Annotated in this window: 15 protein-coding genes and 1 tRNA gene; 5 read left to right on the forward strand and 11 right to left on the reverse strand. The window is 42.5% G+C overall.

All coding sequences use genetic code 11. The features are described 5' to 3' along the window. Positions 1 to 76: 76 nt before the first annotated feature. Complete coding sequence (locus PR766_RS09080) at positions 77 to 1,405, forward strand: amino acid permease (RefSeq protein WP_036960522.1); 1,329 nt, start codon at positions 77 to 79, stop codon at positions 1,403 to 1,405. Between the two features lie 85 nt (positions 1,406 to 1,490). On the opposite strand, the gene PR766_RS09085 is transcribed toward PR766_RS09080, so the two are convergent. The 7 genes from PR766_RS09085 to ttrS form a co-directional block, all read right to left on the reverse strand. Further along, positions 1,491 to 1,898, reverse strand: a complete 408-nt coding sequence (locus PR766_RS09085) for an acyl-CoA thioesterase (protein WP_006657906.1) — start codon at positions 1,896 to 1,898, stop codon at positions 1,491 to 1,493. A 134-nt stretch (positions 1,899 to 2,032) separates the two neighbouring features. Continuing rightward, positions 2,033 to 2,824 (reverse strand): PhzF family phenazine biosynthesis protein, encoded by a 792-nt coding sequence (locus PR766_RS09090; protein ID WP_154636136.1) that lies wholly within the window; start codon positions 2,822 to 2,824, stop codon positions 2,033 to 2,035. Between the two features lie 145 nt (positions 2,825 to 2,969). Then, complete coding sequence (locus tag PR766_RS09095; RefSeq protein ID WP_006657908.1) at positions 2,970 to 4,502, reverse strand: peptide MFS transporter; 1,533 nt, start codon at positions 4,500 to 4,502, stop codon at positions 2,970 to 2,972. Positions 4,503 to 4,879: 377 nt separating this feature from the next. Continuing rightward, a complete protein-coding gene (gene mdtG / locus PR766_RS09100) occupies positions 4,880 to 6,103 on the reverse strand; it encodes a multidrug efflux MFS transporter MdtG (protein ID WP_006657909.1) in 1,224 nt (407 codons plus the stop codon). Between the two features lie 167 nt (positions 6,104 to 6,270). Continuing rightward, positions 6,271 to 7,218 carry a Kdo(2)-lipid IV(A) acyltransferase gene (locus tag PR766_RS09105; RefSeq protein ID WP_006662077.1) on the reverse strand — a complete coding sequence of 316 codons (948 nt, stop codon included), beginning with the start codon at positions 7,216 to 7,218 and terminating at the stop codon, positions 6,271 to 6,273. 67 nt (positions 7,219 to 7,285) lie between these two features. After that, positions 7,286 to 7,882, reverse strand: coding sequence for a tetrathionate respiration response regulator TtrR (ttrR, locus tag PR766_RS09110; protein ID WP_006657911.1), 597 nt, complete (start codon positions 7,880 to 7,882; stop codon positions 7,286 to 7,288). Between the two features lie 113 nt (positions 7,883 to 7,995). Then, complete coding sequence (gene ttrS / locus PR766_RS09115) at positions 7,996 to 9,741, reverse strand: tetrathionate respiration histidine kinase TtrS (protein ID WP_036960528.1); 1,746 nt, start codon at positions 9,739 to 9,741, stop codon at positions 7,996 to 7,998. 261 nt (positions 9,742 to 10,002) lie between these two features. On the opposite strand from ttrS, the gene ttrB reads away from it, so the two are divergent. From ttrB to trhO, 4 genes are all read left to right on the forward strand, one after another. Further along, on the forward strand, positions 10,003 to 10,740 hold the full coding sequence (ttrB, locus tag PR766_RS09120; RefSeq protein WP_036960530.1) for a tetrathionate reductase subunit TtrB: 738 nt from the start codon (positions 10,003 to 10,005) through the stop codon (positions 10,738 to 10,740). Next, positions 10,740 to 11,768 carry a tetrathionate reductase subunit TtrC gene (gene ttrC, locus PR766_RS09125; protein WP_036965175.1) on the forward strand — a complete coding sequence of 343 codons (1,029 nt, stop codon included), beginning with the start codon at positions 10,740 to 10,742 and terminating at the stop codon, positions 11,766 to 11,768. The genes ttrB and ttrC overlap by 1 nt, the downstream gene beginning before the upstream one ends. Further along, the gene (gene ttrA, locus PR766_RS09130; protein ID WP_154636135.1) at positions 11,761 to 14,862 is read left to right on the forward strand and encodes a tetrathionate reductase subunit TtrA; all 3,102 of its coding nucleotides are present in this window, start codon (positions 11,761 to 11,763) and stop codon (positions 14,860 to 14,862) included. The genes ttrC and ttrA overlap by 8 nt, the downstream gene beginning before the upstream one ends. A gap of 525 nt (positions 14,863 to 15,387) precedes the next feature. Further along, positions 15,388 to 16,434, forward strand: coding sequence for an oxygen-dependent tRNA uridine(34) hydroxylase TrhO (gene trhO / locus PR766_RS09135; RefSeq protein ID WP_006662072.1), 1,047 nt, complete (start codon positions 15,388 to 15,390; stop codon positions 16,432 to 16,434). Between the two features lie 46 nt (positions 16,435 to 16,480). On the opposite strand, the gene PR766_RS09140 is transcribed toward trhO, so the two are convergent. The 4 genes from PR766_RS09140 to PR766_RS09155 form a co-directional block, all read right to left on the reverse strand. Next, entirely contained in the window at positions 16,481 to 17,074 is a 594-nt protein-coding gene (locus PR766_RS09140; RefSeq protein ID WP_230086782.1) for a LuxR C-terminal-related transcriptional regulator, read from the reverse strand. Positions 17,075 to 17,322: 248 nt separating this feature from the next. Beyond that, the gene (gene bssS, locus PR766_RS09145; RefSeq protein WP_006657918.1) at positions 17,323 to 17,577 is read right to left on the reverse strand and encodes a biofilm formation regulator BssS; all 255 of its coding nucleotides are present in this window, start codon (positions 17,575 to 17,577) and stop codon (positions 17,323 to 17,325) included. Between the two features lie 219 nt (positions 17,578 to 17,796). Continuing rightward, positions 17,797 to 18,843 (reverse strand): dihydroorotase, encoded by a 1,047-nt coding sequence (gene pyrC / locus PR766_RS09150; RefSeq protein WP_006657919.1) that lies wholly within the window; start codon positions 18,841 to 18,843, stop codon positions 17,797 to 17,799. Positions 18,844 to 19,035: 192 nt separating this feature from the next. After that, positions 19,036 to 19,111, reverse strand: a tRNA-Asn gene (locus PR766_RS09155). Between the last annotated feature and the right edge of the window lie 229 nt (positions 19,112 to 19,340).

Raw genomic sequence — 19,340 nt, forward strand, 5'->3', positions numbered from 1 at the left:
AAGAAATAACCACTTAAGTCGCATCTAAAACAAAAAATTTCTCTTTTAAGCGTTCAACAATATTAAGTGAGTAACTATGGCTACGATCCCTACAATAGATAATGTTGATGACAGAAAAGCTTCTACGGCTGCTTCCCGTGCAGGAATGACACAAGAACAATGGCGTGCTGCCATTAAGTTTGACGGTACAGATGTCGGCTGGGTGATCATGAGTATCGGGATGGCAATTGGGGCGGGGATAGTTTTCCTCCCAGTGCAAGTTGGATTGATGGGGCTATGGGTATTTTTGCTTTCATCCGTTGTCGGTTATCCTGCAATGTATTTATTTCAGCGTTTATTTATTAACACCTTAGCTGAGTCACCAGAATGTAAAGATTACCCAAGTGTCATTAGTGGGTATTTAGGTAAAAACTGGGGCATGTTTCTCGGGGCGTTATATTTCGTTATGTTGGTGATTTGGATGTTTGTTTATTCGACAGCAATTACTAATGACAGCGCATCTTATTTTCAAACTTTCGGTGTAACGGATGGGTTATTATCTGAAAGTCCTTGGTATGGTTTAGTTCTGATTTGTATTTTAGTTGCAATTTCGTCTCGCGGTGAAAAGCTGTTATTTAAACTGTCTAGTTTTATGGTGCTGACTAAATTATTCGTGGTTGCAGCATTAGGTATTTCAATGGTGGGGATGTGGCACCTGTATAATGTAGGCTCATTGCCACCAATTGGGCGTTTATTTAAAGAAGCCGTTATAACGTTACCTTTTACGTTAACCTCTATTCTGTTTATTCAAACATTAAGTCCGATGGTCATTTCATTCCGTAGCCAAAACGTAAATCGTGAAGTTGCACGCTATAAAGCGCTACGAGCTATGAATATCGCTTTTGTTGTTTTATTTTGTACCGTCTTTTTCTATGCAGTGTCATTTACGTTAGCCATGGGACATGATGAAGCGGTTAAAGCGTATGAGCAAAATATTTCTGCATTAGCGATTGCAGCAAAATTCTTCCCTGGCGGTTGGGTGACTGTGGTCAGTGTTATGTTGAATATTTTTGCGGTAATGACGGCATTCTTTGGGGTTTACTTAGGGTTTCGCGAAGCCACGCAGGGTATTGTGATGAATATTTTGCAACGCATGATGCCGGTAGAGCGCATTAATGAGAACTGGGTGAAAAATGGCATTATGATATTTGCGGTACTGCTGGCATGGGGAGCGATTATTCTCAATGCACCGGTGCTTAGTTTTACCTCAATTTGTAGCCCAATTTTCGGGATGGTGGGTTGTTTAATTCCAGCGTATTTAGTTTATAAAGTTCCTATGTTGCATAAATATAAAGGTATCTCTTTATACCTCATTATTTTCACAGGGATTTTATTGTGTATCTCTCCATTCTTAGCATTCGCTTAATGTTAAATACGTAAATAATGTGCGCTCTATCTGAATGATCGGGCGCACATTTTTTATTGTACTTAAGCGTAATAAAGAAAAGTGATTATTGCTCAAATAACGGGGTTGGCTTGCCGTTGTCATCGATAGCCACGAAATTAAATTGTCCGTGGATTACCTCTTCGCGTCCTTCCGCGTACATATCTTCTAAAAAGATAGAGACATTAACGGTAAGGCTAGTTCTACCGACACGGATCACTTTACCAACTAATTCAACAATGGTGCCTGATGGAATCGGGTGCGTAAAATTGATTTTTTCTGTCGAAACGGTTACCAGTCTTTTACGGCAAAAACGGGTAGCGGTAATAAAGGACACTTCGTCCATCCACGCTAATGCGGTGCCACCAAACAATGTGCTGTGATGGTTAGTGGTGGTTGGGAAAACCACTTTAGAGACATGAGTAACAGATTGTTCAATTTTTTGTTTGATTACATCATCAACGTTGGAACACATATTTAAGCCTTACTTTGAATTCTCACTATTTAAATGTCGAACCAGCAAACTAATTACTTGCTGCAACATTAATGTGCGTATCATTAATGTTGCGAATAAGTGTAATCCTGATCACAAATAAATACAGTGATTAATCAAACATGAATCGTTCCGGCTAGAAAGAGTGTCGCTTTTCCCGTCAATTTGACGCGATTTTGTTCAACCAAACAGTGTATTTTTCCACCACGCTCAGAAATTTGATGACCTAATAACGAATTTTTCTGTAAGCGCTTAGCCCAAAGTGGGGCAATCGCACAGTGGGAAGTTCCTGTGACGGGATCTTCATCGACGCCTTTGGCAGGGGCAAAATAGCGAGAAACAAAGTCACATTGATCATCAGTGCTTTTTGCTGTGATGGTTAGGCCCTGTAAGGGAAGCTTAGCGAGTCTCAACATATCTGGGTGGCAATGTTGCACTTGCTCTGATGAATCGACAAAACAGATGTAGCGGTCTTTGGCTAAATAGAGTTCAGAAATGGTTGTGCCGAGAATGTCATTTAATTGAGGATATTGGCTTAGATTCGCTGGCTCACACGCTAAAATTGGAAAGTCTAATGTGAAGCCGTTTTGGTTTTTGTAGACGGTCAGCTCCCCAGATAAGGATTGGAACACAATTGGGTTGATAGGGTGCTGTTTAAATCGGTTTAGAATATAGGATGCCGCAAGGGTGGCATGACCACACAGTTTGACTTCCATTAGTGGTGTAAACCAGCGGATGTGCTCACCAACTAAAAAGGCTGTTTCAGATAAATTAATCTCGGCGGCAATGGCGATAAGTTTGTCATCTGGCAGCCATTCATCGAGCAGGGCAATGGCGGCAGGGTTGCCATGAAATAGGGTATCAGTGAACGCATCGACATAATAAATCGGAAAAGATTGTGAGCTCATGGTAAAAATCCTTGAGAGGAAATAACTCATTATGGTTAGAAAAGTAGAAGGAGAGTATCACGAGATTGGCGATATAGAGGAGAGGTTGGCGCAATAATTTTTGTGATTATTACGCCAACAGAATAATGTCTAATTATAGGGAATATTACTTCGCGTTAGCTTCGTTTCTATCCGCGTTTTTCAGCATTTTTCTCACAGGAATAATCAGAGCGGCTAACACAATGGCGCAGATCACCAGTGCGATAGAAACGTGAGAGAATAGCTCAGGCATAGAATCCAATTGGTCTTTACGGATATTACCACCCATGATACCTGCCGCTAAGTTACCTAGCGCGCTTGCACAGAACCATAATCCCATGACTTGTCCACGCATTTTTTGCGGAGCCAGTAATGTCATGGTTGCCAGTCCAATTGGGCTTAAACATAGCTCACCTAAGGTCAGTAATAAGATACTGCCCACTAACCAGAATGGGGATACACCAGATTGTGTCGCAAGAACTTGGTTAGCTGCCACCATCATGATAGCAAAACCACCCGCAGCAAACAGGATACCAATGACAAACTTGGTCATGCTGCTTGGGTTCAGATTACGCTTGGCTAATGATGGCCAGAACCAGCTGAAAATAGGTGCTAACAGGATGATAAACAAGGCGTTGATTGACTGGAACCAAATCGTTGGGATTTCAAAATTACCCCATTGGCGATCGGTGTAGTCGCGCGCAAAGATGTTAAATGATGTTGGTTTTTGCTCAAACGCAGACCAGAAGAATGCCGCAGCAATTAACAGAATCAAGCAAGCGAGTAAACGGGAGCGTTCGCTACTGTTTAAACCTGCGCAGAAGAACATAAAAATAAAGTAGATGCCCACACAAGTAGAGATAATGTAAGCAGAACTTTTTGCAATCACCGTAGGGTTGAATGGAATCGTCCCGTTATTGATTAATACGACTAGTACTGCCAGTGCCGCCATTGCAACCGTAACCCATTTACCGACATTTTTACGTTGCACAGTAGGGTGGTTCCAAGTGGAATCTAAGCCAACTTCTTTGTCATAACGACGCATTTGTGGAATCGCGTAGAAACGGAAGATAAGCAGGGCGACTAACATACCCAAGCCACCCAAGCCAAAGCCTAAGTGCCAACCGTATTTCTCATGTAATGGGCCAATAATTAATGGGGCAATAAATGAGCCCATATTGATACCCATATAGAACAGAGAGAAGCCGCCATCACGACGGGTATCTTCTTTCTTATATAAAGTACCGACCATGACAGTGATACAGGTTTTAAATAGACCCGTACCGAGGACAATCAGCAGTAAACCGATAAAGAAGAAGGTATTGGTGAAGAGTGCAGACAGCGCAATAGATAAGTGACCTAATGCAATGATTAAGGAACCATACCAAACCGCACGGCGTTGACCTAACCAGTTATCTGCTAACCAACCACCCGGTAATGAGGTGATATAAACACCACCTGCAAAGATACCGACAATTGCAGAAGCTTGCTCAATCGGAAGCCCCATCCCACCTTGCAACAAAGTTGCACTCATGAAGAGGATCAGAAGGGGACGAACACCATAGAAAGAAAAACGTTCCCACATTTCTGTGAGGAAAAGTGAACTTAATGGGTAAGGATGCCCAAAAAAAGTTTTAGTTTTAGTCGCAGAATGACTCATCTGTGAACTCCAATACGTTATGACTTAAGAGGTTGTGCCGAATTGTGAATGTGGAGCAAAACCCCACCACTATTTTTTATTGATATGTTAATGCTGTGTTGCAAACATATTTTCGGCATACATTATTATAAAATTGCTAATAAGCAGAATGAATTTATCGTAAGAAAGTTAGTTTTAAGATGAAAATTCGATGTAACTCTCATTCTTACGATAAGAGGGCACAGAATAACGGATTTTTATTGACAATAAAAGAATGTTTTTTGAATCGATTAAGTTCATTAAAAACATATGGTTACAAGTTGATTTCTGTGCTTATAAACTTTTCATGGAAAAGATAATAAAAAGTTATGTTTTGGCGTGGAAATCACACATTACCATTACTTTTGGGAGGGAGATGCTCTTAAACCATCAGATTGTTTTCTGATTATTATCCACGAATAAATCAGGTTTATGAGTACTAATACAGAGGTGAAGAAGAAGACGGCTCTAAAGCCGTAAGTGGCTGCCACAAAGGAACCCATCAAAGGACCTGTGACATTACCTACATCGCGTAATGCTTGGTTGTAGCTAAATATTCGCCCAGTAATTTGGTGGGAGATATTATAAATTATTAAAGTTTGTACTGCGGGTAATAACGCGGCATTAAGGGCACCAAGCAAAAAGCGTAAAGCGCCTAACTCCCAATAGCTACTGACTAATCCCATCGGGAATAAGACAAAAATGGATGCGCCAAGCACTGCCAATAAAACACGGTCGGGTCCAATGCGGTCGCTCAGTTTACCGAGCATAGGGGCACTAATCAGCGCGGCAACGCCGGGAATGGAGGCAATCACGCCGCTAATAAAAGCAAGGTTATCCATCGAGTTAGACAATTCCCTCACGTATAACGTGATCACGGGATTAATAGAACCCATAGACGCTTGGATGATCATGGTGGTGAAAAACAAGCTGATTACTAAGTTTTTATTACGTAAAGAGGCAAAAACTTGTTTCCCTGTGAGGGCATCTTTACGAGAAACAGGAGTAAAGCGCTCACGCACATAGAAAAGAGTGACAAAAAAGCAGATAAATAACACACTTGCGGTAATGAAAAACACGGGACGCAAGCCATATTGATCAGCTAAAAAACCACCAATGAGTGGACCAATCAATGCGCCGCTAACTGCGCCAGTCGCCAAAACGCCCATCGCCCAGCCGCTTTTATTAACGGGCACCTGTGTTGCAATTAGCGCATTAGCATTCGGGACAAACCCGCCAAGTAAGCCTAAAAGTGCTCGCAAAGCCAAAAGCTGCCAAATATTCTGCGCAAAGCCAATCAACACCATCACAATCGCCATACCAAGGGCAGAACGCAGCAACATTAATTTACGACCGCGGCGGTCAGAAAGGCGCCCCCAAAAAGGTGCAGCAATAGCGGAAAAGAGAAAAGTAATACTGAAAACAGCACCGGTCCATAAATTCAATGAAGTATGGTCAGTAACGCCAAGCTCTTCAATATAAAGAGGGAGGAAAGGCATGATCAGGCTGAAGGCTGCGCCCGTTAGAAAGCAGCCGAACCAGACGATGTAGAGGTTTTTTTTCCAGTAAGTACTTTTCTTCATGTGCTCCCTTCATATTTCGCGCCGCAGCGTTGTTGGCTTCATTCGCGCACCCCAGTCACATACTTGTGTATGCTCCTGGGGATCCACTCATTTGCCGCCTAGCTGCAACACGAACTATTTTGGGATAACCGCCTGTTCTAATGCGAATAATTTCGGGAATAGGCAGCCTAGCGGTGGTGGATTTTATCTAAATCGCCATACAGAGAAGGTTCTCCCTTTGGACGCGTTTTAAAACGGCGGTGCATCCACATATATTGCTCTGGTGCCCGTAAAATTTCTTTCTCAATGACCTGATTCATCATTGTCGCGGTGGCGACATTATCGTCCACAGGGAAATTGTCCACCGCTGGCTGGATCAGCAATTTATAGCCCTTACCATCGGGTAAGCGGATAGCTGAAAACGGCACAACGAGTGGATTGCCAAGAGATAATAAGATCTGTGAGCCATTGGTGGTTGCCGCTTTTTCCACCGCAAATAATGGCGCGAATGAACTGTTTCGAGGACCGTAATCATGGTCAGGGGCATACCATAAAATTTCCCCTTCTTTTAATGCGCGGATCATGCCTTTAACGTCTTTACGGTCGAGCATGTATTTATTGGATTTCAAACGTCCACGAGTTTGTAGCCAATCCATCAGTTTATTATCGTTAGCGCGATAAACACCAATGCCGGGGTTCAACATACCAAATGCACGACCGCCGATTTCCAACGTTAAGAAATGGACGCCTAACACAATAATGCCACGACCGGTTTCTTGAGCGGTGAGCATATTTTCACGACCTTCAACTTTAAACCAACGGCGCACTCGCCAATCAGGCCAGAACCACGCCATTCCTGTTTCAAAAACGCCCATACCAACGGATTCAAAGTTTTGATCAACCAGTTTCTTGCGCTCTTCTTGGCTCATTTCGGGAAAGCACAGTTGTAAATTGCGATCGGCAATGAGAACGCGTTTCTTTAAAAAGCGCTTGGAGAAACGCCCCAAACGGGTGCCTATCCAATAAATGGCTGGATAAGGAAGTAGGACTAGCAGGTATAGCACGCTAATGCCAAACCAAACTAACCAATAACGGGGATGTAATAAACTTTTCTCAAATTTTGGTGCTGGGATCATTGTTTTTTCGGTTTCTACTTTAGTGGATTTCAATTAAAAATAGCTTGTTAATCTGAATGATATCAAATTAATCAGCAAAAAGTTGCGCGGCTTGCATCGTGCTCATTAATTCCGCAAGGTTTCTAACTGCCATTTTTTCCATCACTCGAGAGCGGTGGACTTCGACGGTACGTACAGAAACACAAGCAACCTCTGCAATTTCACGGTTTATCAGCCCCTGAAGCACATAGCCACACACATCTTTTTCTTTGGGGGTTAACGTTTCATAGCGCTGTTGAATAAGAAAACGCTCAGTCGCTTTAATAGTTTGCAGCCGAGCTTGCTCAAGAGTTTCAGCAAGTTGCTGGCTATCAATAGGTTTCTGTAAAAAATCGATAGCGCCTAGTTTCACTTGCTCTACTGCCATTGGGATATCGCCATGCCCAGAAAGAAAAATGACGGCAAGTGTACTCTGTTGTTCTTTGAGATATTGGTGAACTTGGCGTCCATCCAGTTTTGGCATCCGCATATCCAGCAATACCACACCTTCTTCATGTAAAGGAGCTTGTTGAACAAACTGTTCACTGTCGTTCCAGACAGTGACGCTATAACCTAGCGTTTCAAGTAAAAACTGACAGGAATCGGTGACATCGCTGTCATCGTCGACAAGGTGAATGACAGGCATTAACTCATTCCTCGTAGCTTATTTCTTATTCATATAAGTGGTTTTGAAAGCATTGTCACATATAGTTATTGGGAATGTTATCTTTTGTGTGGCAAAACATGCGCTATTTCTGATTATCCCGAATAATTAAAAATCAAAGTAACGCGCAGACCATCCTTCCCATCTTCATTACGTTGATTTTCAATATGAATATCGCCACCTTGGCTTTGAATTAATCGCTGGCAAATCACCAAGCCTAGCCCCAATCCCTCTGGTTTCGTCGTAGCAAACGGTGTTATTCCTTGACTGAGTTGTTCGTCGGGCATTCCACCAGCATCATCTTGTAATACGAGCAAAAATCGGTTTTCAGCAAAGTGGAAGCTAAACGTTAATGTGTTGGCTCCTGCTTGGAGGCTATTACTAATCAGATTGGATAATAGTTGGTCGAGTAGGGTATCTGGCAACAAGAGTTGCACATCAGGGCTATCAGGTAGCTGTAAACGAGCCATTGGGAAGTGTTGCTCAACTTGCAACAGTTGCCAAATGTGATTGATGGTTTGTTTGACGGAGTGCTGGCGAAGTGTCAGAGGAGACTCTTGCCCTGGCTTCCCTGCCCATAAACGGAGGTTTTGAATAATATCAGCACCCCGTTGAGCCTGTTCATCAATCTTACTGATCGCACCAAGAAGCGGGTGGCTTTCAGACTCTTTTTTTAATCGTAAAATGGAGCCTTGGGCATAGTTACGGATTGCCGATAGGGGCTGGTTAAGTTCATGGGCAAATCCAGATGCCATTTCACCTAATATATTGAGTCGTTGCGCTTTTTGTAGGTTAGTTTCTTGCTGTCGCAAGCGGTTATGCGCGACTTCCAATTGTTGACTGCGGCGGCGAACTAAGAAAGCAATCCAGACGTGATTAATGCCCAGTAGCACAAAAACTAAGGCGATAATTCCAATGGTAATTTGGTGTTGGATGGTCCAACTGACGATATCTTGCCAAATTTCTCTTTGCTGTGGGTGTTGGTTGACGTCGCGCAGTAAGTTTTCAACTTGTGTGATGGATGCGGGAGCTCCCCAGCGCATGCTTGGCGCATCGCCAGATAATAAAACCTTGGTGACTTTATCCACCAAATTATCGGGCACTTCGCTTAACGCAGCAAATGACCAGTTAGGGTAGAGTTCAGTGCTCGTTAAGCAGGGCAATGCACTCTCTTTTTGAATCAGTGGTCGGAATTGGTGTTTATCAATCAGTCCTTCGCTATCCATGTTTTCTAATAAACAAACAGGGACAATTGCCGCAGTCAATGATTTATCCCGTAAGGCGTATAATAATGCGTCGGCAGGAAAGCCTAAAAATTGCATTCGAAAATCTTTTTCCGCGTCATATCCCAAGTCTCGTAGCACTTTATAACCTAACAAATATCCCCCAAAGGCATCCGTCGAAATGGCACCGACCTTTTTACCAATGAGTTGGTTTGCATCGTGAATATCGCTGTCACTGCGTACCAAGATAAGGCTACCAATCACGTTGCGGGTTGTACTGTTCGGCTCAACATCAGAACGCAAAGAGAGCAACCAGCGAAGATGGTACCGATTATCAAGCTGAATAAATTGTGCAGGATTGGTCAGCAAAAAATCGATTTTGCGATTGGAAATCGCCTCTTTCATTTCTTCAAGATTCAGGGGCTTTAGGATAAAGCGTTCACCGGGAATGGACTGATTAAGCGTATCGACCAAAGGCTGCCAGTGCAACTGTGTGAAATTCGGTCCACGTAAGGCGAGAACACCAATGGTCCATTGTGCCGCGCCCGCAGGTATGCACCATAGCAGTAAGGTTATTAAAAGTATGTGATACAACGGCATAGACGATTTTTTTAACATTTGGGGTTTATTCGTTGCGTTAGATCAATATCCCTTCGGGTATGTGGTAAACCACAATAGGGGTACAAGGCTTTTATTCTTACTATGGCATCAGAATCATTCGAGTAGCACAAAGATAACACACCGATTTTAAAGAGAAATAAGAATTTAGTGGTTATCAGACATCGGTAACACGGTGTTACCCAAACGTAAGATAAACCAATAATAGATTGATTATTAACTTTTATTTTCGCATTAGCAATGTCAATACTGGAGCCGATTATGGATCTGAGTAAACGAAAATTCCTACAACAGATTGGAGCCGTCACTGCGGGTGCATCGCTGATCCCAATCGCTGAGGCGGGTTTGAGTTTTTCCCCAACTCGCCGTGAAGGCAACCCTGAAAAACGTTATGGAATGCTGATTGATTTACGCCGTTGTGTAGGGTGTCAATCTTGTACGGTCAGCTGTTCCGTTGAAAACCAAACACCACAAGGTCAATTTAGAACCACTGTTAACCAATATCAAGTTTCCTTAAAAGGGGAAGATGGGTTGACTAACGTTCTATTGCCCCGCTTGTGTAACCATTGTGATAACCCTCCTTGCGTGCCTGTTTGCCCAGTGCAAGCAACTTTCCAGCGTGAAGATGGCATTGTCGTTATTGATAATGAACGTTGTGTGGGTTGTGCCTATTGTGTACAAGCTTGCCCGTATGATGCGCGTTTTATTAACCACTCAACACAAACTGCAGACAAATGTACGTTCTGCGCACATCGCTTAGAAGTCGGCTTATTACCTGCTTGCGTGGAATCGTGTGTCGGTGGCGCGCGTATTATTGGCGATTTAAAAGATCCCAATAGCACCATCCGTAAGATGCTGACAGAGCATGAAGCGCAAATCAAAGTATTGAAACCAGAAAGTGGCACGTTGCCACAGGTGTTTTATTTAGGGCTGGATGATGCGTTTGTGGAGCCGTTGCAAGGTAAAGGGCAACCGGCATTATGGCAGGAGGTGTTCTGATGAGCGAACAAGTGACCTATATTTCTGAAATTATGGCGCAGCCACAAGAGTTTTTCTGGCTTCCTTGGGCAGTGCAATACTTTTTCTTTATTGGTATTGCTGCCTGTGCGGTGCTGTATGCCTGCTATCTTCATTGGCAAAATCGCAGTGAGAATGGTCGCCTCGAAATGATTGCTGTTTTTATTGCGATTACGATGGGGATCACTGCTCCATTGGCATTGACGGCTGACCTGCACCAAACCGCGCGTGTATGGCACTTTTATGCACATCCAACAATGTGGTCTTGGATGTGGTGGGGCTCTGTGTTGCTACCGCTATTTACCACGTTTGTTGGGTTGTACTTTGTAGCGCTATTGGTCAAATTGATTTGGAAGAAAGAGTATAAAGCGACCCGTTGGGTTGCACTGTTAGGTGCCCTGTCTGCGATGGGATTACTGCTGTATACCGGTCGTGAAGCGTCTGTTTTAGTTGCTCGTCCAATTTGGTTTAGCTGGTGGATACCTGCCTTGATGTTCTTAAGTGCACTACAAGTGTTACCTGCTCTGATGAGTTTAGGCGCACGTCGTGAGCCGCAATATCAAAATCGTTTGGCTCGTTTCCAAGTGATTAGCTTGTTGCTGTTTGCGGTCTGTTTTGCCCTGTGGATCTCCGGTGATACCACATCAGGTATTGCGGTTCGCCAACAATTAGATGTGGCAAGCCCGGGCTGGTGGATGTTGATGGGCGTTTGTGCGCTGTGGGCTATCACCTTTGTGATGGCAGTGAGCAATGTAAAAGCTGTTCGTTCAGTGCCTTACATCACCATTTTAGCGTTAGTGTCTATGGCGTTAGCGTGGGTATTACGCTGGATTTTCCTGATGGAAGTCCAAGCGGTGCCAAAATACAACATAATTACCAATCCATATCATTTCCCATTAGGGAATGATGGATTACTGGCAATAGTCGGTACGTTTGGATTGTGGATTGCATTAACAATTATTGTTCGCGAAGGTGTTCGCTGGTTTGCGGGGAGAGTGCAACATGGCTAAATTCTCAAGACGTCAATGGCTTAAAGGTGGTTTAGTTGTCGGTGGTCTTGCCTTATTTGGTGCAAGCTACCGTGAAGTTGCCAAGCGTGCTGTGGATGGTTTAGTGGATGGCACTTCTGGGAAAGTGACGCTGAATCGCATTAATGGTAATTCACTTATTCCTGAAGGAACGGCGATTGGTGGTTGGAAGGAAAATCCGGAGCAAGTTGTCTCGATGACACAATGCTTTGGTTGTTGGACCCAATGTGGGATCCGTGCCCGTGTAGATAGCGCAAAAAATGAAGTGCTGCGCATCGCCGGTAACCCTTATCATCCATTATCCCACGAAAAACATTTCCCTTATGGTATGCCGTTATCGACAGCATTTGCCAAAATGGGGGGCGAAAGTGGCTTAGAGCATCGTTCGACAGCTTGTGCCCGTGGTGCAACGTTAATGGAAGGGCTAACCAGCCCATTACGTATTCTCGAACCAATGAAGCGTGTAGGTAAACGCGGTGAAGGTAAATGGGAACGTATTAGCTTCGAGCAATTAATTAAAGAAGTTGTTGAAGGTGGAGATTTATTTGGCGAAGGGCACGTGGATGGCTTACGTGCTATTCGGGACCTAGAAACGCCATTAGATCCATCTCAACCAAAGTTAGGACCAAAAGCGAATCAGTTATTGGTGACGAATGCCGGAGATGATGGTCGTGATGGGTTTATTCGTCGCTTTGCTCAAAATGCGTTTGGGAGTAAAAACTTTGGTGCTCACGGGGCTTATTGTGGTCTTGCCTATCGTGCGGGCTCCGGTGCGTTGATGGATGATTTGGACAAAAACGCCCACGTTAAGCCTGATTGGGACAATACGCGCTTTGCGCTGTTTATTGGAACCTCTCCGGCACAATCAGGAAACCCATTTAAACGTCAAGGTCGCCAGTTGGCGAGTGCTCGTCTGCGAGATTCTTTTAATTATGTTGTTGTTTCTCCTGCATTACCATTAACCACAACGCTAGCGAATGATCATGGTCACTGGGTGCCAGTTCAGCCGGGAACGGATGCGGCATTAGTGATGGGAATGATCCGCTGGATTATTGAAAATAATCGCTATAACGCAGCGTATCTCAGCGTACCAAGTGAAAAATCGATGGAAGCGGCAGGCGAAAAAAGCTGGACGAATGCAACCCATTTGGTGATCACCGATGATGCGCATCCGCTGGCAGGTAATTTACTACAAGAATTCCATTTGACGGGTGTGGTGCCAGAAGTCGCTGAAAATGGCAAGGATGAAGAGAAAAAAGCGTATTTAGTACAGGATGCGAATGGTGAGCTGAAGCTCGCGGATGATGTGACCAATGCGGAGTTGTTCGTCACTCGTCAAGTGACTTTGCATGATGGTAGCGAAGTCACTGTAAAATCCAGTTTCCAATGTTTAAAAGAAGCTGCGGATCGCATGACGCTAGAAGAATATAGCCAGCGCTGCCAAGTTCCAGTAAAAACCATTGAATCACTGGGTAAAGCCTTAACTTCTTACGATAGAAAAGCGGCGGTGATTTCTCACGGCGGTATGATGAGTGGGAATGGTTTCTATACGGCTTGGGCTGTGATTATGCTCAATGCTCTCATTGGTAATTTAAACCTGAAAGGTGGCGTGTCTGTAGGTGGCGGCAAATTTAACGGTGAAAATGATGGCCCCCGTTACAATATCGCTGGCTATAAAGGCAAAGTGAAGCCTAAAGGGGTGGTGTTATCACGCAGTAATGAAGTTTATGAAAAATCGGATGAATTCAAAGCAAGAGTGGCGGCGGGTGAAAAACCGTATCCAGCTAAAGCTCCTTGGTATCCGTTTGCAAAAGGTCAGTTAACCGAGCAGCTTGCATCTGCATTATTGGGCTATCCATATTCGCTGAAAGCGTGGATCACCAATATGACTAATCCTGTGTATGGTATTGCGGGTATTCGTCAGGTGATGGAAGAAAAACTGAAAGACCCGAAACATCTGCCTTTGATTATTGGTATTGATGCTTTCATGAATGAAACCACGGCGTTGGCGGACTACATTGTGCCAGATACCCATAACTTTGAAAGTTGGGGGTTCAGTGCCCCATGGTCTGGTGTTCAAGTGAAAGCGAGTACGGCGCGTTGGCCAATTGTTGAATCTCGTACTGCAAAAACGGTGGATGGTCAGCCAATTTCAATAGAAGCATTCTGTATTGCCGTCGCAAAAGAACTGAAATTACCCGGCTTCGGCGATAATGTCATCGCGGATATGGATGGCAATATGTATCCACTCAACACCGCCGAGGATTATTATCTTCGAGTCGCGGCGAACATGGCTTGGCTGGGTGAGAAACCAGTTCCAGAAGCAGCAACGGAAGACATCAAAATCAGTGGAGTGGAACGCATCATGCCTGATATTACTCGGACATTGAAACCGGAAGAAGTTCGCCGTGTAGCGTATATCTTTACTCGTGGTGGTCGGTTTGCTCCTTATGAAAAAGCGTGGGATGGTGATGCGACAGGTCCACAATGGAAGAAAGGGTTACAAATTTGGAATCCAACCGTAGCCATTAACCGTCATGCTATTACGGGTGAGCGTTTTAGTGGTTGCCCGACTTACTATCCGCCACGTATGGCAAATGGTGAAGATGTTAATGCGGTATTCCCAGAGAAAGAGTGGCCATTAAAAATGATGTCCTTTAAATCCCATGTCATGAGCAGCTCTACGACGATGATCGAGCGTCTACGCCATGTGAAGCCAACAAACTTAGTTGCGATTCATCCCGATGATGCGGCGAAGATGGGGGTAAAACACGGGGATTGGATCAAAATTACCACGCCGGGTGGTCATGCGGAGGCTCAGATTAGTGTGCTTGATGGGGTTATGCCGGGAGTTTTGGCGGTTGAGCATGGCTATGGGCACACTGAAATGGGTGCAAAACAGCACTATTTAGACGGTGCGCCAATGCTAATGAATGCGGCAAATGGTTCAGGTATTAACTTGAATGACTTGGGGTTTGCGGACCCGACGCGTGAGGTCGCCAATACTTGGCTTGATTGGGTTTCTGGTGCCTCCGTGAGACAAGGTTTACCAGCCCGTATTGAATTACTTGGTTAAAGGTGAAGTTTGCCTATAAGTTAAAAAGTTGTACGGTAGTAAAGTGTAGTAAGGGGCTTCTGACCTACTCTGTTCTGCATAGCGGAGTAGGGAAGAGCCTTTGCAGTTGACATTGCGCTCTACGATGCGGTTTACCCATCGTAACTTCGGCAAATGCCAGGGAGGGGGAGCCCTCCCTTTTTTCTTATTAAGCATACAATCAACATGCTGACTTTTTTTCTCACCAATGGTTTTAATCAGTGGGTCTACCATTTCAAATGTATCCACAATAATCGAGTATGATGCTTTTTGAATTCGTTCCCGATATAAATGAATATTGAGGGCGATTTGTTTATCACTGGCTAAATTATGCAATTATCGTTTAACAACACCATAAAAATTTGATAGAAAATGTAATACCCACTAAAAATAAATGGTTTTTTATTAACATAATAAAGGGGATAATAACTCACAATTAACTAGCAATTCACGGTTAGTAATTGAAATTTATTTTATATCAAAGCATTACGAAGGAAAGCGAACACCATGCCAGTGTTACATAACCAAGTTTCAAATAAAATTCTAAAAGAACGTATGTTGGCGGAGGTCGAGCCACGTACCACTATTTCTTTTTATAAATATTTTAATATTCAAGATCCTATTGCATTTCGTAATGAATGGTACCAACAATTCAAAGCGTTGAGTGTATTTGGTCGTGTCTATATTGCAAAAGAAGGGATAAACGCTCAAATTAGCGTCCCTGCATCTAATGTGGATGCATTGCGTGAACTTATTTATACGACAGAGCCAGCTTTAAATGGTCTGCGTTTAAATATCGCTATTGATGATGACGGCAAATCATTTTGGGTACTACGCATGAAAGTGCGTGACCGAGTTGTTGCTGATGGTATTGATGATGAAACATTTAACCCTGCGAATACAGGGCAGTATCTAAAGGCTGAACAAGTCAATGAAATGATTGACGACCCAAACACAATTTTTGTCGATATGCGTAACCACTATGAATATGAAGTGGGTCACTTTGATAATGCGATAGAAATCCCTTCTGATACGTTTAGAGATCAACTGCCAATGGCGGTTGAAATGCTACAAGATCAGAAAGATAAAAATGTGGTGATGTATTGCACTGGTGGTATTCGCTGTGAAAAAGCGAGTGCTTACATGCTACATAACGGCTTCCCAAATGTTTATCATGTGGAAGGTGGGATCATTGAATATGCGCGCAAAGCAAAAGAACAAGGTTTGCCATTACGCTTCAAAGGTAAAAACTTTGTGTTCGATAACCGCATGGGTGAGCGTATCACTGATGATACATTAGCACACTGCCACCAATGTGGTGATGAGTGTGATACCCACACAAACTGCAAAAATGATGGCTGTCACTTATTATTTATTCAATGCCCAAGTTGCGCTGAAAAATATGAAGGATGCTGTAGCCATGCATGTACTGAAGAGATGAAATTACCTGAAGAAGAGCAGCGTGCTCGCCGTGCAGGTCGAGAAGTAAGTAATAAAATATTTAATAAATCTCGTCACCGTTTAGCGGATGGGTTATTAAATAGCGAAAAATAATCACTCTAACTTCTAATAGGAAAAGCCCTTTAATAGGGCTTTTTTATTAATAAAGATATTTAAAAACATTATAAATAAAAAATAACTCAATCCTATTCTTAACAAATACTTTTGACGTGATATGCCGTTTTTGTGAGTAAACAGTGCTGTTACTGATTCCTAATTTTCTGGAAATAATATGATTGGGTGTTTCATTCATCCAGTTATTAATTATGCTCTGTTCTTTTATGGTGAAAATAGATGAATCATTATTATTAGCAAGTTTGGTTATTTTCTCTATTTGTTCAGAATCGATAATTACTTTATCTAATGTTTGAGTCATAATATTCTTTGACATTATAAAGAAATTATCCTTCAATAACAAAGGTTTGTCGGTTGGTGGGTATGCGGCATTGATGTAAATATAGAATCGAACGCTATTAGAGCTATTTAGTAATGCCTTTAAAACTGGGCAATAACTTGAATAGTGACAATAGTAAGTTAAATTTACCAATACAATACTAGGTGAGTAATTAATTATATATTGAATACCTTCTTCAATGCACCCTGTACTAATAAATTTTAATTTTCTATTAGACGATAAATATTCGGTAATACCAAGTCGGGTATAATAACACTCATCAATAACTAATATTCTCATAGGGAACATCCTTGTCCAGAAAAGAGTGTTACAATAAATTGGAATTGATATTGAAGTCAATAAAGTAATAATAAAAATAATAAATTAGTGCTTGTATTTGCAATTAATTCATAATTGATAGTTTTTATTTAATTGCTAAAAATAAATATAAAATAATCATTTATTAATAATGGGAATGTGAATGGCGAGATGATAACGAATGGATATTTGTTGTTAGACAAATATCCATTCTTTTGCCTGCTACGGTATTAATGCGTTTTGAAATCAGATTCAAGATATTCGCCAGACTCAATCTTATCAATTCCAGCCTGAAGAATATTAATCAGCTGTTTGGCTACATCAGTCGTTAGCCACATGGTTTTATCCACAATAGCGCTATCTGGACTATTGTTTTGTTCGGGGAGGTAATGTAAGCGTAGCATCATCGCGTCATAGGCATCGACAGTACTGATATCCCAGCCAACAACAGGGTGAGTTTGGATTACATCATTTTTTCTATTCATTTAGACCTCCTAATCAAACATCGTGATAAATAATGAATATCTATTACTGACTAAGAGCAGGTAACTCAGAACGAGCTATATCTAGTATAAGAAGATTTTTTTAATATGATAGTAATAAATCTATTTTTTCTATGAATTTTAATAAAAATTAAAAAATAGTCGAAGATTCGTTCAAAAAAAGATGTGAAAAGGATAAAACCTTTCCACATCAAAATGTTATTAGCTTACTTTGATTGTCCAACCGCAATCTTCACCCGCTAAGAATGGGATTAATTTATCTGTTCCACAAGCAATAGATTCACACATTATATTTTCAGCTTTGGTCAATGTAATGTGCCCTTCATTAACAGGCAATCCGTAAAATTTAGGTCCATTCAGTGAGCAGAATGCTTCAAAATGAGCCAAGGCATCTAACTCTTCGAATACAGTAGCGTATGCCGCTAGTGCGGTTGGAGCATTAAATACGCCAGCGCAACCACACGAGGTTTCCTTACGTGACTGAACATGGGGAGCGGTATCAGTACCTAAGAAGAAGCGATCACAACCGGATGCGACGGCAGCCCGTAACGCTTCTTGGTGAACATTTCGTTTTAGAATAGGTAAGCAGTACAGGTGTGGTCGAACGCCGCCCACTAGCATGTGGTTACGGTTAAACATTAAATGTTGGGGTGTTAATGTTGCAGCAGTAAATTCGTTCGCATCTAACACATATTGCGCGGCTTCTTTTGTGGTGATGTGTTCAAAAACGACTTTTAACTGAGGGAATTGAGCACGTAATGGGAGCATGACTTGTTCAATAAATAGCGCTTCACGATCAAAGATATCAATATGGCTAGCGGTCACTTCACCATGAATGAGCAGTGGCATCCCAGCCTGTTCCATCGCAGCTAAAACAGGATAAATTTTCTTAATATCGGATACACCATGGCTAGAGTTAGTTGTGGCATTTGCTGGGTATAATTTACAGGCGGTAAATACACCTTCATTAAAGCCACGGATTAATTCATTAGCATCGGTTGTATCTGTTAAATAGCATGTCATCAGCGGGGTAAATTGATGTCCTGCTGGAACTGCTTGCTTGATACGCTCGCGATAAGCTTTTGCGGCTTCCACTGTGGTAACGGGTGGTACGAGGTTAGGCATGACAATGGCACGACCAAAAAATTGGCTAGTGAACGGCACGACTGTATTTAACATTTCATTATCGCGAAAATGAACATGCCAATCATCAGGGCGGCGGATCGTTAGGGTAGTTACAGTTGTCATTAAACCGGCTCCATAAAGGGGGGATGAGTGATGAGCAGATGCTCAAGCCGGGAAAGAATGATAAAACGAAAACGATTAAATAGCTATGATCAAGGACAAGATAAATGGAAATTATTTTGCTAGAGGATTTTTTAATGCATTGGAAAATAAAGGAATTAAATAAGAATAGGACAAAGAAAGGAAATATTAAGTTGGCTCCTCCAGCTGGACTCGAACCAGCGACATACGGATTAACAGTCCGCCGTTCTACCGACTGAACTATGGAGGAACTCCCTTAACACGCAGAGGATATTAGCGTTCTGAATCACTAATGTCAAAGGGGAAAATGACAAAATAAGTTCGTTTGCCTGTTATCTGCACGAATCGATAGAATTTTGATCTAACAAGGTACTAAGGAAAGAGGAATGATAGAAAACTGTTGAAAAAAGAATCGGTTAAAAAGGTTGGGTTTAAGAATGGATGAGTGAAAATGGTAGGAAATAGAAAGTAGTGAAAGA

The organism is Providencia sp. PROV208 (assembly GCF_028479465.1).
GTDB classification, from domain to species: Bacteria; Pseudomonadota; Gammaproteobacteria; order Enterobacterales; family Enterobacteriaceae; genus Providencia; species Providencia alcalifaciens.